The sequence below is a fragment of the Petroclostridium sp. X23 genome (assembly GCF_030013905.1).
Classification (GTDB): domain Bacteria; phylum Bacillota; class Clostridia; order SK-Y3; family SK-Y3; genus X23.
In genome coordinates, this window is record NZ_CP124862.1 from 1,818,257 (window position 1) to 1,832,944 (window position 14,688).

The 14,688-nt window shown below is 36.8% G+C and carries 17 protein-coding genes; 9 read left to right on the plus strand and 8 right to left on the minus strand.

From position 1 onward, the window contains the following. The first annotated feature begins 10 nt into the window (after window positions 1-10). Window positions 11-1,264 (plus strand): glyceraldehyde 3-phosphate dehydrogenase NAD-binding domain-containing protein, encoded by a 1,254-nt coding sequence (locus tag QKW49_RS08880; RefSeq protein ID WP_282867193.1) that lies wholly within the window; start codon window positions 11-13, stop codon window positions 1,262-1,264. A gap of 401 nt (window positions 1,265-1,665) precedes the next feature. Further along, a complete protein-coding gene (locus QKW49_RS08885; protein ID WP_282867194.1) occupies window positions 1,666-2,685 on the plus strand; it encodes an alpha/beta fold hydrolase in 1,020 nt (339 codons plus the stop codon). A 312-nt stretch (window positions 2,686-2,997) separates the two neighbouring features. Here QKW49_RS08885 and QKW49_RS08890 read toward each other — a convergent pair whose 3' ends face one another. Further along, window positions 2,998-3,174, minus strand: coding sequence for a hypothetical protein (locus QKW49_RS08890; RefSeq protein ID WP_282867195.1), 177 nt, complete (start codon window positions 3,172-3,174; stop codon window positions 2,998-3,000). Between the two features lie 145 nt (window positions 3,175-3,319). Between QKW49_RS08890 and QKW49_RS08895 the strand changes: the two genes are divergently transcribed. Further along, window positions 3,320-4,675, plus strand: coding sequence for an IS4 family transposase (locus QKW49_RS08895; protein WP_282863409.1), 1,356 nt, complete (start codon window positions 3,320-3,322; stop codon window positions 4,673-4,675). Window positions 4,676-4,696: 21 nt separating this feature from the next. Here the strand turns inward: QKW49_RS08895 and QKW49_RS08900 are convergent, their stop codons facing one another. From QKW49_RS08900 to QKW49_RS08910, 3 genes are read right to left on the minus strand one after another with little or no spacing between them, the layout of a single operon-like run. Continuing rightward, complete coding sequence (locus QKW49_RS08900; RefSeq protein WP_282867196.1) at window positions 4,697-5,245, minus strand: hypothetical protein; 549 nt, start codon at window positions 5,243-5,245, stop codon at window positions 4,697-4,699. Continuing rightward, the gene (locus QKW49_RS08905; protein ID WP_282867197.1) at window positions 5,242-5,433 is read right to left on the minus strand and encodes a YwbE family protein; all 192 of its coding nucleotides are present in this window, start codon (window positions 5,431-5,433) and stop codon (window positions 5,242-5,244) included. Before QKW49_RS08905 ends, QKW49_RS08900 begins: the two co-directional genes overlap by 4 nt. Window positions 5,434-5,455: 22 nt before the next feature. Next, on the minus strand, window positions 5,456-5,686 hold the full coding sequence (locus QKW49_RS08910) for a hypothetical protein (protein WP_282867198.1): 231 nt from the start codon (window positions 5,684-5,686) through the stop codon (window positions 5,456-5,458). 312 nt (window positions 5,687-5,998) lie between these two features. On the opposite strand from QKW49_RS08910, the gene QKW49_RS08915 reads away from it, so the two are divergent. Next, window positions 5,999-6,430 (plus strand): hypothetical protein, encoded by a 432-nt coding sequence (locus QKW49_RS08915; protein ID WP_282867199.1) that lies wholly within the window; start codon window positions 5,999-6,001, stop codon window positions 6,428-6,430. Window positions 6,431-6,469: 39 nt separating this feature from the next. Continuing rightward, on the plus strand, window positions 6,470-6,877 hold the full coding sequence (locus QKW49_RS08920) for a hypothetical protein (protein ID WP_282867200.1): 408 nt from the start codon (window positions 6,470-6,472) through the stop codon (window positions 6,875-6,877). A 106-nt stretch (window positions 6,878-6,983) separates the two neighbouring features. Here QKW49_RS08920 and QKW49_RS08925 read toward each other — a convergent pair whose 3' ends face one another. Both QKW49_RS08925 and QKW49_RS08930 read right to left on the minus strand, forming a co-directional pair. Beyond that, window positions 6,984-7,808, minus strand: coding sequence for an endonuclease VIII (locus QKW49_RS08925; RefSeq protein WP_282867201.1), 825 nt, complete (start codon window positions 7,806-7,808; stop codon window positions 6,984-6,986). 83 nt (window positions 7,809-7,891) lie between these two features. Continuing rightward, window positions 7,892-8,242: a DUF3795 domain-containing protein gene (locus QKW49_RS08930; RefSeq protein ID WP_282867202.1), complete on the minus strand. Its 351-nt coding sequence runs from the start codon at window positions 8,240-8,242 to the stop codon at window positions 7,892-7,894. 410 nt (window positions 8,243-8,652) lie between these two features. Between QKW49_RS08930 and QKW49_RS08935 the strand changes: the two genes are divergently transcribed. The 4 genes from QKW49_RS08935 (at window position 8,653) to QKW49_RS08950 (ending at window position 12,379) form a co-directional block, all read left to right on the plus strand. Beyond that, a complete protein-coding gene (locus QKW49_RS08935; RefSeq protein ID WP_282867203.1) occupies window positions 8,653-9,936 on the plus strand; it encodes a hypothetical protein in 1,284 nt (427 codons plus the stop codon). A gap of 22 nt (window positions 9,937-9,958) precedes the next feature. Next, window positions 9,959-10,567, plus strand: coding sequence for a hypothetical protein (locus QKW49_RS08940; RefSeq protein WP_282867204.1), 609 nt, complete (start codon window positions 9,959-9,961; stop codon window positions 10,565-10,567). A gap of 320 nt (window positions 10,568-10,887) precedes the next feature. Then, complete coding sequence (locus tag QKW49_RS08945) at window positions 10,888-11,982, plus strand: glycerol dehydrogenase (RefSeq protein WP_282867205.1); 1,095 nt, start codon at window positions 10,888-10,890, stop codon at window positions 11,980-11,982. Window positions 11,983-12,175: 193 nt separating this feature from the next. Further along, complete coding sequence (locus QKW49_RS08950) at window positions 12,176-12,379, plus strand: hypothetical protein (protein WP_282867206.1); 204 nt, start codon at window positions 12,176-12,178, stop codon at window positions 12,377-12,379. Window positions 12,380-12,448: 69 nt separating this feature from the next. Here the strand turns inward: QKW49_RS08950 and QKW49_RS08955 are convergent, their stop codons facing one another. After that, window positions 12,449-12,739, minus strand: a complete 291-nt coding sequence (locus tag QKW49_RS08955; RefSeq protein WP_282867207.1) for a ubiquitin-like small modifier protein 1 — start codon at window positions 12,737-12,739, stop codon at window positions 12,449-12,451. A 16-nt stretch (window positions 12,740-12,755) separates the two neighbouring features. Continuing rightward, on the minus strand, window positions 12,756-14,642 hold the full coding sequence (locus QKW49_RS08960) for an aldehyde ferredoxin oxidoreductase family protein (RefSeq protein WP_282867208.1): 1,887 nt from the start codon (window positions 14,640-14,642) through the stop codon (window positions 12,756-12,758). Between the last annotated feature and the right edge of the window lie 46 nt (window positions 14,643-14,688).

Genomic DNA, 14,688 nt, shown 5'->3' on the forward strand with positions numbered 1-14,688 from the left:
GAACACGAATATGGAAATTCAATTGCATAACAAAAGGATACTTGGAATTAACGGCATCGGCCGGATCGGAAAGCTAACATTATGGAATCATCTGAATCTAAAATACTTTGACGGAATCGTCATCAACTCGGGCCGTGAACTGGGAAAAAAAATGGAGGATATCATCCAATATCTATCCGTCGATTCCACCTATGGAACTCTCAATAGATTCTTATATGGATATACAGGAGAATCCTGTGATATCAAAATTCCGGATAGGTCGGAATGCATGATTGAAATGGATGGAATCCCGGTAAAAATACTGAAGAACGCCAGAAATCCGCGTGATATCGATTGGGCCAAAGAAGGTGTAAGACTGGTCATTGACTGCACCGGTGTCTTTTTAGACCCGACACTGCCGGCAGATCACCCCAAAGGAAGCCTAAGAGGACACTTGGAAGCCGGGGCGGAAAAGGTAATCGTAAGCGCACCTTTTAAGATTAGAGATTCTTCACGGAAACTTCCCGAGGACAGTGCAACTTTTGTCTATGGAGTAAATCATCCCTCCTATGATCCATTAAAACATCATATTATTTCTGCAGCAAGCTGCACCACTACGGGACTGTCCCATATGGTAAAGCCTTTGCTGGATACAAAAGAGACATCAGAGATTGTTACCGCATCCATGACTACTGTTCATGCCTCCACAAATAACCAGAGCATACTAGATGCTCCGCCGAAGGCAGGCAGCAAGGATTTAAGAAGAAACCGCTCCGTTTTCAATAATATAATCCCCACCTCAACAGGTGCGGCTATTGCATTGGAGGAGATTCTTCCGGAAATTAAAAAGGTTGGCTTCATGGCAGACTCCATCCGGGTTCCTACCAGTACGGTTTCTCTTATTTCATTAAATCTCACATTCCGTACCGAACTGACTGAGAGTGGAACTCCAATCATCAACCACAATTTCATTAACGACATCTATCGAAAGGCAGCTGCCGGCGCCCAAAAGGATCTCTTAGTGTTCAGTGAAAACCAAAATGTTTCCAGCGATTTGATAGGCTGTCAAGCGGCTATTGTCATAGAAGGCCTTGAAAATCATACAAGAACAGGTTTCTTGTCTTTTAATGCCGATACTCTTCGACGTTATGGAATTGAAACGACCTATGACATGAATTTGCCTGTGACACATGCAAAGGTGTTTGGATGGTATGATAATGAGTTTGGCTGTTATGTGAATTGCCTGGGAAAACTGACAAAATACGTGGATAAAAATCTTATCTAAAGTTGCTCCGAGGTCAAAATGAAAGGTTTTGGGGTAGTATATGTTTCCGTAAGAGACCGTCCACTGTTTGAAAAAAGTGAGTTTGGGCGCGTCTCTGAAGGACACATACGCAACCTCAAAACCTTTTGCCAATGTAAAAAATTTAATGCGTTATATATAGAAAACAGGATAATTAATCCTGTTTTCTTTGCTCCCACAGTATGCATTGGTTTGCACATCTTCCATCGCCCCATCTTTATCATTCTTAATCGCCTATTAGGAATATATATATTTTATCTTCAACGTATTGTTTTAAAAAGCTATTAAATGTGGTAAACTGGTTAATTAGATATACCTTAGTTTATCTTCATCTATAATTATAACGCTGGTTTTATTATATATAATATGAGAGGATGAGGTTAATGGCTTATCACAATCAAGCAGGACAAAAAAATATTGAGTTAAATAGCATAACTGAACCCGATATTAAAAAATTATTGTTAAAACGTATTGTAAAAGCAGTGGTAATCGTATTGATTATTTGTTGTCTGTTTATGGTTGTCACACCTTTTGCTGCAATCCCTATTTTTCTTAACCAGCATGTTAATTATAAAGGTTATGCAACAGAGAATGATCCGTTGCAGGACATTTATTCTGCTTCTGATTATTCACTCGATGAAACACAAATGTATTTTCAAACACAAGACGGGCTAAATGTTTGGTGTTCCGAAATTTATGCAGAGAAACCTAAAGCGGTAATTATATACTTAACAGGGATTGTTCAGCCTTCCATAACCTATTTTTACGGTCATGCCGCATGGATGAAGGAAAATGGCTATGCAACAATACTTCTTGAGGTTCGGGGACATGGACAAAGTGACGGTAATCGAATTTGCCTGGGATATAAGGAAACAAATGATGTACGTGCTGTCGTGAATTATATAAAAAGCCAAAAAAAATATAAAGATGTTCCCATTGTATTACATGGTGTATCAATGGGTGGTGCAATAGCAGTTAATGCTTTCGGACAAATCGATGAAATAGATGGGTTAATTGCAATGTCTGCTTATTCCTCTTTTGAAGATGCAGCAATGGATTTGGCAAAACAATATCATGTACCGGGTTTTATTAGAACAATAGAAAAACCGCTTGTAAAACTTGCTTTAAAAACGGTATTTGGCAATGATACAGTAAATGAAATCAAACCAATAGAGCAAATTAAAAATGCCGGAGAACGTCCCGTTTTATTGGTTGCTTGTACAGGAGATACTAATGTACCGTCAATCAGTACGGAAAGATTGAAGAAAGCTAATCCTAATGTTCAAACATGGGTGCGAGATTCGTGGGAACACTTCATTGTAAAAAATTGTGATTTCAAAAATATGTCTCAAGATGATGAGTATTGTAAAACAATTTTGGAATTCTTGAACCAATTTATGTAAAAGTGTAACAGTATAGGTTCCTTATGAAGATAAGTTTGCCTTCATAAGGAGTTATTACTTCACATTTGTTGTTACCGAGCGAATATAATCTTTTTGTGACTCCTTTGGTTACAAACTTTCCGGCAATAAGCTATTGACCCCAATGGCTACAATTAAAAATGGGAATACCGTATTTCGCCAGATATATTTTTAGCCTATATAAAAAATGAGGGGCTGTTGCACAATGAACTAAATAGTTCGCTGTGTAGCACCCCCTTTAATGAATAGCATATATGGCCATTTACTTTTATTACAATTTATGAACAAACATCGTTATATTTTATCAAGACAATCCTTAGCCTGTGCTGCTATCCATAACTTATTGCCATGCACTGCTACCTCTGTATATTTCTCCCGTGCAGATGCTATATCGCCGGCCTTTTCATCTATTTTTGCCAATCTATATACTATGCATAATCGTATACGTTTACTTATTTTTTGACTAAGCATTTGGTAAAATCTCCCCTTACTTTCTTCATATCTATTTCATACGCGTTAAGCTAAGCCATGTTATGGTAAACCAATAATTACATTTGCAAAAAAGAAAAAAACATGAGAACCTCAAAGTAATAGAGAAATGAAAGGTGAGGTTCCCATGTTTCAAGTTCCCATATCACTAATTATAAGCTTTATTTGCTTTTTAGGAAAGACAAAAATACTGGAAATTTCTAAGGACACAGGGTTTACGGTGCGCCGCTCTAAGCTGCTGCCAGATACTATAGTAAAAGTATTTACATTCGGCTTATGGGACACCCCTAATCCATCCTTACGTCAAACTGCTTCTAAATGCGAAAATATTCAACGCGGACTTAGTATAACACGCGAAGGACTTTTTCAACGTTTGGCTACAAGTGCTTTATTGCTAAAACAAGTATTCCAGTCAGCAGTTGAGTATTCTGCCAAGAGAGCAATAACTGTCCAGAATCTCGATGTGCTCCAAGCTTTTACTGATGTAAAAATATGTGATAGCTCTAAAGTTACTCTTCCGGACAAATTAGCAGATGTCTGGAAAGGTCTTGGTGGCAATAATGCAAAAGCTGCTCTAAAAATCCAGACTATATATAGCCTTAAGTCCAGAACTATCACAAATATGGAGTTGACAAAGGCGCCTGGTCCAGATGCCGGCTATAAAGATGAACTTCTAAAACACATTCATCATGGTGAGCTGTTAATTACTGACTTAGGATATTACAGTAAAGATTTGTTTAGGAAAATAATATCCAAAGGTGCATATTTTCTTAGCCGAATTAAATCAAATACTGTTTTTCAAATACAAAATTCTGACACTAAATCTTTTAAAGCCTTAGACCTTTTAAGTGTTTTAAAAAACAGCTCCAGTGTTGATATAGATGTATACTTTGGCACCAAGTATTCTAAATTACTACAATGTCGGCTGATTGGTGTACGTTTACCTGATGAAGTCGCTAATGAACGTAGGCGCAAAGCAAATAAAAAAGCAAAGTCACAAGGCAAAACACTGAGTGACTATGACTTAGAGTTATTAGGATGGAACCTTCTAATTACTAACGCCCCAGCACATATGCTTACTCCAAAGGCAGCCTGTGAATTGTACAGAGCTAGATGGCAGATAGAGCTTTTATTTAAGGCTTGCAAAAGCTATCTAAACCTTGGCAAAGTAGGCAACTGTGGTAAAGAGCAATTAGAGTGTCTTCTATATGGAAGGTTAATTGCCATTATACTAATTTTCACAGTCTACTCAGCACTGTATGCCCTCATGTACCAACAAAAAAACAGATGCATTAGTATGATGTCGTTTATCAAACTAATTGCGACAAAGGTGGAAAAAATATTTTCAAGCCTTTATGCAACCACTGAAGCAATATCGGAACTGCGACTGATTCTTAAAAGAGCGGCCGAACAAAGCTTACATGATAAACGTAATCGCAAAACCACGGTTGAGCGATTGCAGGAACACTATTTGCTCAATTAAATTGGTAAAAAATAGCTTAACTTAACGCGTATGATATCTATTTAAAAAAAAGAATCTTTCTGCAATAAGCAATTCCATCGCTAGGGTCATTCTTCGATTTACAGGCGGCAATATTGGAATCTGTGTCTCAAATAACTCTTCCGCATCAGAAATTTCTCCTAATTCATATAGACAGGAAATTAAATTTACTGTATATACAAGTAAAGTACCATTTTTTACTGACAATTTTGATTTATCAATTGAATATAGAACCTGTTTTGCCTCTTGGAATTGCCCCATCAGAATAAGACCTGCTGCCTTATCAATGTCTAAATATGCATTTATTCGTGGATTTCTGCCTGTTATATTCCGCTGTCTTTCAGTAGCCTCTATAAAAGCGTGCGGGTCACATTGTTCTTCAAGTAGATTTAACCTCTTTTTACTACGTATATATGAAATGATAATATACCCCACAACCATAGCAATAAAAGTAATTATTCCTGCTATAACAGTATTCCTTAGCAATATTGATAAAGTAATCATCATTATAAAAGTAACAACGATAAATTTAATCCGGTTTACCAGCATCATTTGATCTCCTTTACCCGGCCCACTATTCCACCGGCAAGCCGAACCTTAATACCATGCGGATGCACAGACGATTTAGTAAGAATTGCTTCTACCGTTCCTTCTGTCAATTTTCCTGTGCGCTGGTCTTGTTTCTGTACAATCAAAACATGACTTCCTATTTTGATATTACCACGGATTGTTCCATCCATTATATCTCTCCTCACTTGCCCATTATTTCCCCTTTAATCGATTTAAGTGATTCGTTAAAAAATATTGTATGTCTTCCCATTCATAATCCACCAAATCTTTTGTTAACCCATTTTCAAAGTTTACATACTCTATTTCCATAACTTTCAATTTCTTTGCTGTCTCTTGTGTTGTCCAGTTTAGTTGTTTTCTTATCTTATATAGAAATTGCTTGCGCGCTTCCAGGTATTGTCTCTCTGTAAATTCTTCACTCATTGCAGTCCCTCCGTCCTGTTTTTAAAATAACCATCACTCCAACCTTCTCATAATTATATTCTAACCTATTATTCCTATTTTGTCAGTCTTATTTTCATTTTCTAGTATCCATTCGTCTTTACCCTGTACATACTTCTTCGGAGCATGCACGGTATTCGCTATCCTTACCTAAATAAATCTAGGATATCACCAACAACATTACCTGTCCCCCTTTTTGAGGGAGAGAAGTTGAGCTACTTTTGAAGTTTATCCGTATAAATATCCAAACCACAAAAACAAATATCATTTAATAAATTTATAAGGAGGAAAAAAATGTCACAAAAATATTCAAAAGATATGCGGCTGCGTATAGTAGAAGCTGAGAAAGACTCTCAATGGCTTAATAGAGTTAAAAATGCTAAGACAGCGGAAGAATACACAAAATTATTAGAAGAAAAAGGAATTTTTCTACCTGAAGAATACAAACAAGAGCTATCTTCCATCAAATTCCATAGTGAAATTGAGACGCTCAACGATACAGAATTAGAACAGGTTGTCGGAGGTTATTTTCCCATATTTGACGAGTGCCTTCAGAGATATGATAAACGTATTTGCACAATAGGCATCAGCATCTTTCTCCCCGGTGGATGTGTTAATTGCAGATATGTAGGAAATGAAACAGAAAAAGATGGTACCGAATGGGAATTATACAGCTGCTTAAAAGGATATTTTAAAAATGAAAGGGTTTATCCTGTATACTGGTAATCTCAAAGTATTAAGAACATAGATTAGGAGGATGCATTCATGGAAAGACCATTAGAGGACATAAGGTTTCTTATAAAAGAAGCCGCAAAAGATGAGGAATGGTTTGAAAAATTGAAGACAGCTAAGTCAACAGAGGAATATATAATGTTATTATCTAAAAAAGAAATCGAATTACCCAAGGAATATAAAGATGAGCTTTCCAAAATCAGCATTGAAAATAAAGAGATACCACTCAGCGATGAGGAACTGGATCAGACTGTAGGAGGATATTTCCCCATATTCGATGAATGCCGCGAAAGTTGGAATTATGGTATTTGTGTAATAGGCCGCTGGCTTAATGGTAGATGTATACATTGTGAAAGTGATTTTGGAGTTTACAAGGGTTATGTATATGAATTTTTCAGCTGTAATAAAGGATATTTTAGTAATATGAAAGTTAAAAAGTAACGTACTCAATAATGCATTTATGTTATAATACCGTATTTTTATATCTTCAAATGGCGAGATTGCCTCGCCATTTTTGATTTATATAATCCCTCTCCCCTTGTCTGTGCTACAGTTTTTGGCATGTCGGACAAAAATAAATGCTGCCGCCCATATAAGCAGCTTTTTTTATGATATCTCCACAGGCAATACACGGCCTATCAACCGTGTTTTTACTGAGTATTGTTCTATATCCGCCGAAGCAGCCGAATAAATCACGTTCAGTGTCTCTGCCGCCACCAATAGTCATTTCAGCAAGGGTTGTTTTCACCGCATAAAAGAGATGATGTATATCTAGATCCGTTAATGTATTTAGTTTTTTCTTAGGGTGTAATTTTGCGTTAAAAAGTATATCCTGCAAAACACCGTTTCCAAGTCCGGGAATACGCTGTTCTGTTGCAAGAAATGCCTTTAACGAAAGCTCTTTTGGACTTTGACCAAACATATTGTTGAAATATCCTTCATCAAAAACATCAGATAAGGGATTGGGCTTTTGCTTTGCAATCATATAGTATTTGTTATCATACTGTCCTCGGGGATATGCCCACATTCCCCCATACATCTGCACAGATGCTGTAATGGATGAATAATCGTCAAATTCAATATGCAACTGGTGCTTGACCGGCAGCTTTTCACCCTCGTGATAATACCGAAGATGAATCCCCTCCCCCAGAAGAACGCACGCATCATCAGCAATTATTTCAACCAATCCACCATAACTTACAGCTTGATCTATCACTTTATCATACAATAAATCATGGTAACACTGTGGATCTCCGTAATACCAAGCAAATCTATGGGGATGTTGCGCTGCAACAACATTCATTATCTTTTTTCCAATAAGTGTTTCATTGATCTGCCGGGCTATTGAATCAGCTTCCGGAAGTTCTATCATAAAAGCATTCCTCCTTTCCATTGACTTTTGCACTATCAAAATTTATAAACCCGTTATTTACTATTTCTAAAATTTCTCTCCCACTATTTTATTGTCATAGACTTTTTTACTGTCATTTCTTTCGCATAGGCTTGATTTCCAATTTCCTTTATCTTTTTTATGCAGGCGTTTCTATTAGAACCAAACATAAGAGAAAATATCTTCGCAATAAAATTATTCAGCATTTTGCAATCGGTAGAATTGTTATAGGTCTTGCAGTCCGCACAATTCTTGTAGGAATTATCCTCACAGCATTTTTTTACCTTGCACCATTTATCCGCCTTTATATTTTCCTTGCAACCCTTGCATTTACCTTTAAGATAAACTTTGCATTCTCCGCAGTACAATCCGCAATACGCAATGAGACTTTCGTCAGCAATTCTTTTGTTATTCATAACTTTAACCCCCATTTAAGCGTTTTGATACATTATAACATACCAAATATGACAACTGTCTGTCATAGTTTATCATATATCTTTAGAATCTTCGCCAGTCTACCGGATTTGTTCTCTCACTTACCTATTTTATTAAAGTCCGCTTATGAGTATGGTTGATTCCATTGTAACCAGCGAATTATATTGTAAAATTATTCATTTATGTAAATAATTTGTTTAATATAACGCTTAGTTTTCTCATATAATAAAAGTATTAATTTTGAAAAAAAACAACATTCAGGTAATTTAAAAAATTGAATTTAATAATTGATTAGATAGAGTAATGAATTAAAATATAGAAATATTTTGGAGTATTCATAAAAATATGTTTTCTTATAAGTCACAATTTTAGAAGGATGAAATAATTTACTATGCGAACACCTATAAAAAAAGATGATGTCCGATATGTAAAAATGGATATTACACCGATAGGGATCAATTTTATCCATCGTTCACACCCATGGACTGCACTTTGGTGGTCTGCTGCCATACCTGGCTTTGGACATATGCACCTTGGTGCCTATACACGTGGACTAATATTTATGGCTGGAGAAATCTTTATTAATCTAAAAGCGCATATTAATCTGGCCATCTTTTATACTTTTACCGGAAACTTTGTAAAAGCCAATCATGTTCTAAATGAACGTTGGGCTTTGTTTTATATGGCTGTTTGGGTTTTTGCAATGCACGATGCCTGGCGGTTGACCATAGAAGGAAACCGGATATGTGAGTTGGAAGAAGCACAAGAAAAAAGGTATTTTAAGAGGATGCGCCTAGCTCTATTTTCTGTAAATATGCTAGACCAACGCATTCCCTCTCTTGCCGCTTTTTTCTCTACTATATTGGGAGGTTCAGGACAACTCTATAACGGTCAGTTTGTCAAAGGATTTATTTTGATTGGCTGGACTATGGTGATCAATTACTATGCCCAAACAAATCATTTGCTATCTAAATTCTTTTTAGGCAAGCAGATTTATTTGCAAAACATAGATTGGCAGTGGCTGCTTTTTTTACCTTCTATCTATGGTTTTTGTATATGGGATAGTTATCTATGTGCTGTAGAAATTAACAAACTGCTTGTAGAAGAACAACGCTATCATTTTGGAACAAAGAAACATTTTCACGCCGTCAGTAGAAGGAGGCATTATCCGATGTATCTGATAGGAACATCCAAGCAAGGTATCGATCTGGAACTCATTGTTAATTCTCTAAAAACCCACGGACTGGATAAATATGAGGTATTCTTTTTAGATCGACTCAATAACGCTAAGATAGAAACCGGAGATAGTATCCGTAAGTCGGATGGGATCAGTAATTTTAATGGTACGATGTGCGGTGCCACAGTCCTTATGTTGTTCGGCACCATGTGGGGAGGATCACTTATCCCCGGAGGACCGATTGCCATTGGGCTATCAGGCTTTGTATTAGGCGGAATCCTTGGATATATTATAGATCGATATATTGTAGGGTGGGTAAGGGTAAAACTGAATTGGGACCCCGTTAAAGGAAGCAATCCTATGGATGGAGAGATATTAATCCTAGTAAAGACCATGAATAAAGATGAATATGATTATGCAAAAAAGATATTTTCTGAAAAGAATGTTATCTTTGTGGGAGAAACAGAGCAAAAATCCCTTCAAGCGTTTGTTTCTTAAAATAAATAGGAAGGAAGTGTTAATGGGTGTGAGTATGTATAGGAAGATCGGAATATTCAGCTTTCTAATTCTATTTATTATTTTTAATTTGATCGGATGCGGATTATATGTTGCACCTGAGCAGCATCGAAAAATAGACAGTAAAGAAGGAAAAAAAGAACTTCTTAAAGAAGCCTACGATATAGCACATGTAAAAGCTCAAAAAAGAGAAGATCTTCTTGACTCTTATCAATTGAATGGTGGTCTGAAATCCTTTAAAAATTTAGAGATTGTAAAGAATGCCCGTATTGAAAAAAATAGAATAGAAGTCGAATTCTTTATTAAAGATATGGAAAACAAGCCCAAAACATCTAAATCCAAGGAAGATATCATCTGGGAAAACGCTTTGCTTTTATATTACACCATTTATGATACTTTTCCGGAGATAGAAAAAATCCGCTTATCTGCAGATTATCATTTTCTTGACCAATATGGACATCCTTATAAAGAAGAATTATTTATATCACAAACAAATAGAAATCAGCTAAAACGTATCAATCGTGATTATTTCCGACCGGAAATGCTTGCTCAAATTGTAGATTTTTATATATCTGACTATGCTACGGAAAAAGAAAACCAATCGAATAAATAGATAGATAATAGCCCTTCCGAACTTTACATGTAAATTCTAATTTAACCTTATCTGATAATATAATAAAAATTTTTTTATTATATCTTTACTCTTATAGCTGATTGATAATTATTTATCAATTTACTATACTTATATTGTATTAACCATGCTTATATATCGACAAGTGCTGCTACGAAAACTCACAGGATATATAACTTGGTAATTGTAAAGCCTTAAATTGGTCATCTATAAACTAAAAACCAATTTAGCTTATAGATAAAATTTTCATCTCATATGTGAGATACATAAGAATTAAAAATATTTTAATGGGGGACGATATTATGTTAAAGCTGATGAGAGCACCTGCAAAATATGTTCAAGGAAAGGACGCCTTGTTAGAGGCATATGAAAATACAAAAGATTTAGGTTCATCCTTTTTATTCATATGCAGCCGAAGCGGTTATAAAGTTGGTAAGCCTAAGATAGAAAAAAGTTTTGAAGGAACAGGAATAAAGCTTATATTTGAAGTATTTAACGGCATTAGTTCCACTGGCGAGATCGAAAGAATGAGAAATATCGTTAGAGAAAACAATATCCAGGTTGTAGGCGCTATCGGCGGAGGAAGCGCTATAGATACAGCGAAGGCTACTGCTTACTATGAAAAGCTGCCTGTAGTGATTATGCCGACTGTTGCAGCTACTGATGCGCCATGTACCGGTCTTTCGGTCATTTATAATGATGATGGTTCCTTCTGTAAATATATCTTCTATCCAAAAAATCCTGAAGCAGTGATAGTGGATTCATCTATTATCGCAAAAGCACCTTTAAAATTCTTGGTTGCCGGTATGGGTGATGCTTTAGGTACATATTTTGAAGCAAGAGCATGCGTAAGAACAAACTCACCAAGCCTTGAGAATGGCGGAATCACTAAATCTGCAATGGCGCTTTGCGAACTTTGCTATGAAACACTGCTTGCTGATGGCTATAAAGCAAAGCTCGCAGTTGAGCAAGGTCTTTTAACCCCGGCAGTGGAGAGTATCATTGAAGCAAACACCTATTTAAGTGGTGTAGGCGCAGATAATGGCGGCCTGGCTGTTTCACATTCCGTATACAATGGGTTCACGGCACTGGAAGAATGTGAAGAAACCATGCATGGAGATTTGGTTGCTTTTGGTACTATCGCACAACTTATTATTGAAAATGCACCAATGGAAGAAATCGCTGAAGTCATAGAATTCTGCATCTCGGTCGGATTGCCCGTAACTTTAGCTGAAGTTGGAGTGAAAGATGTTGAAAGGGTGCGTATCGCAGCTGAAAAAGCATGTATTGAGGGTGAAACCATTCACAATATGCTGGGAGATGTTACTCCAGCAGAACTTTATGATGCGCTTTTAGCGGCAGACGCACTTGGGAAAACCTTTAAACCTATCTCGTAAATATTACAAACCTCTTAAATGGTTAGAATAGAATAACCATTTAAGAGGTTTTATTATGGAAAGACGAAAGGGAGACCCCAAAAAAGTACGCTGTTTAAATACCTGTTAGCCACATACCTGCCAAAAGATGCACAGGCATGCACGCTCGCTTGATAATATCCTTAATTAAGATGATGTTACGGAGGGAATTGTTATGGCAGTAAAAATTAGCGGCTTATTAGAATCTCTTTCAGACTTAAACCCGACTTCTGCACGTAACTGCTCTCATGAAGTACGTACTTTCCGTTTGTTAAATAACACTCTAAAGGACTTTTATACAGATTGTATCTACATAGGCAAAACTTCTCAATTACCATCTGTTCCTCCTTCTGCACCAATATCATTTTTATTGATATAGGTACCGGACTCATATCTGCAAACATTAATGTTTCCATACAAGCCTATGCGAACCTGTTTTTTTATAATTTCATCCGCCTCCAACAGGCGGAAATATTAAGATCTCATCTCCCAAACTTAATTTCGTGTTCAATCCATCTAAAGCGAATACATTTCTTCCATTCAAAAACATAGCGATTTCAGGTCTTATATCTTTAGACTCATTAAATAATTTATTTCTTAGTTTTTCTCCGTACATCACTATTAGTTGATCTATTAAGCCTAAGATACTGGCATTTTCTTCAATTTGAACAGTTTGTTCCCTACTCCCTCCCACCAATGGAATGAAATCTAATATAACCGTTACTTTTACTTCAATCACTACTTATCAGCCCTTTCTAAATGAGTCCTAATCCTTCCAAAGTAGTAATTGCATTTTCTAATCCTAATTCGGTTAGTTTTTCTCTTGTAGGTATGCCATCCATGGTCCAGTTTCTTACATTATAATATTCATCAAGCATTTCTTTCAATTCATCTCTACTAATATAGTGCCCTTTTGAAGGACCTCCTTTGATTGGTTCTGTAAGTATTCTTTCCGGGAAAGTGTCATCAGCCCTTGTAAAACCAGCAGCTATGTTGAAAGTCCTGGCTAAGTTGTTGACTCTTTCACCTATCTTAGCTATATCATCCGGTGTTAAACTAAGGCCGGATACACTACTTACCATATCTGCCGTATTTTTTTGAGCTACATCCGGTAATGCCATATCCATTAAAAAACCGCACATCGTAGGACAATCTGTCGTGGCGCACCTAATATCCTGATTCCATTTTGTCAACCAACCTTTGCCTTGTGCTGCAAACCTATCATATGCCTTTGGAAATGGCGCTCCAAATATTTCTTGAAATGCATAGCCTCTATTATGGTCTGCTCCGGTATATGATGTTGCATAATTTAATCCGTGAGCTTTTGCTCCCCTTGGATCATATGCCGGAAATTCTAAACCTTTAACGTGCATCGCGTATTTTCCAGAACCTTTTCCAATTTTTTCAGAAGCTGCCTTAGAACCGTCGCATAGTAAAGCTCCTAATCCTTCTCTTCTGTAGGCAATCTCTGTAATCAAATCTACCATGACCTCATGATTTCCAAATTTCAAATCTATTCCATCTGTATCTTCTAAAGTCAGAATTCCCTTTTCGAACAGTTCCATAGCAAATCCTATCGTAACACCTACGGACATCGTATCCAAGCCCAGCTTGTCACACAGTTGATCAGCAAATATAATACTATCTAAATTACGAACACCCGTTTCTCCCCCAAAGCTATAATAGGTCTCATACTCTGGGTCAGAAAGTGCACTGATATATTTTGAGCTTCCTCTGGCTAATTTCATTTGACTGCATCCCACAGGACATCCATAGCAGTGTTCCGATCCTTTCGCTCTTTCCAGACTAGCTTCTACGCCAAGATCCCCAACATAGTTTTTCTCTCCTGTAGTTATGTAATTTTCAGAAGGAAATATCCCTAAAGCACTCGTTACCTCTACAACCATCGGTGTTCCTAGCTTAGAGAACTGGGGATATAAATGCGCACTTTTTTTCATTGCAGATAACATAAAAGATCTAGCCTCTTTAAAAGCTTGTTCATTTGCAATGGGGACTTTCCCCGTGCCCCTGATGGCGATTGCCTTAAGATTTTTGGAACCCATTACGGCCCCTACTCCTTTACGTCCAAAAGCTCTTTTTTCATTAATAATGGACGCCATTTTTGATAAATTTTCTCCAGCCGGACCGATACATGCGATTCTTGCATTTTGTTCGTTTAGCTCATCTTTAATTAAAACTTGGGTATCGAAGGTATTTATACCCCATAATTTTTTCGCCGGACGAATGCTTACTTTATCATCTTTTATCCAAAGATAGACCGGTTCCTCAGATTCACCTTCAACAATAAGGATATCATAACCGGCAAATTTCATTTCTACCGGGAAATACCCACCGGATAAGGCCATACCAACTGCTCCGGTTAATGGGGATTTAGTAGTAAGTGCTATTCTACTTGCACATGGCGCTGAGGTACCACTTAATGGACCTGACGCAAAAATTAATTTATTCTCCTCTCCCAAAGGGTCAACATCACCGGGAACTTCGTCAAATAAATACTTGATTCCAAATCCCGCTCCACCTATGTAGTCTTTTGCAATCTTTTCAGGAAGTTCTTCAGTAGTGATTTTTTTAGTAGTGAGATTAACTCTTAAAATCTTACCCATATATCCACCCTTTAACATGAGACCCCTCCTTCTATTTAACGGTGTTTATTTATAAAGTAAATTA

Coding starts and splice junctions, on each gene's coding strand:
- QKW49_RS08895 (WP_282863409.1), top strand. CDS start 3,320: ATGTTTCAAGTTCCCATATCACTAATTATAAGCTTTATTTGCTTTTTA.
- QKW49_RS08910 (WP_282867198.1), bottom strand. CDS start 5,686: ATGAGTGAAGAATTTACAGAGAGACAATACCTGGAAGCGCGCAAGCAA.
- QKW49_RS08880 (WP_282867193.1), top strand. CDS start 11: ATGGAAATTCAATTGCATAACAAAAGGATACTTGGAATTAACGGCATC.
- QKW49_RS08940 (WP_282867204.1), top strand. CDS start 9,959: ATGGGTGTGAGTATGTATAGGAAGATCGGAATATTCAGCTTTCTAATT.
- QKW49_RS08890 (WP_282867195.1), bottom strand. CDS start 3,174: ATGCTTAGTCAAAAAATAAGTAAACGTATACGATTATGCATAGTATAT.
- QKW49_RS08915 (WP_282867199.1), top strand. CDS start 5,999: ATGTCACAAAAATATTCAAAAGATATGCGGCTGCGTATAGTAGAAGCT.
- QKW49_RS08945 (WP_282867205.1), top strand. CDS start 10,888: ATGTTAAAGCTGATGAGAGCACCTGCAAAATATGTTCAAGGAAAGGAC.
- QKW49_RS08885 (WP_282867194.1), top strand. CDS start 1,666: ATGGCTTATCACAATCAAGCAGGACAAAAAAATATTGAGTTAAATAGC.
- QKW49_RS08930 (WP_282867202.1), bottom strand. CDS start 8,242: ATGAATAACAAAAGAATTGCTGACGAAAGTCTCATTGCGTATTGCGGA.
- QKW49_RS08905 (WP_282867197.1), bottom strand. CDS start 5,433: ATGGATGGAACAATCCGTGGTAATATCAAAATAGGAAGTCATGTTTTG.
- QKW49_RS08920 (WP_282867200.1), top strand. CDS start 6,470: ATGGAAAGACCATTAGAGGACATAAGGTTTCTTATAAAAGAAGCCGCA.
- QKW49_RS08950 (WP_282867206.1), top strand. CDS start 12,176: ATGGCAGTAAAAATTAGCGGCTTATTAGAATCTCTTTCAGACTTAAAC.
- QKW49_RS08900 (WP_282867196.1), bottom strand. CDS start 5,245: ATGATGCTGGTAAACCGGATTAAATTTATCGTTGTTACTTTTATAATG.
- QKW49_RS08960 (WP_282867208.1), bottom strand. CDS start 14,642: ATGTTAAAGGGTGGATATATGGGTAAGATTTTAAGAGTTAATCTCACT.
- QKW49_RS08935 (WP_282867203.1), top strand. CDS start 8,653: ATGCGAACACCTATAAAAAAAGATGATGTCCGATATGTAAAAATGGAT.
- QKW49_RS08925 (WP_282867201.1), bottom strand. CDS start 7,808: ATGATAGAACTTCCGGAAGCTGATTCAATAGCCCGGCAGATCAATGAA.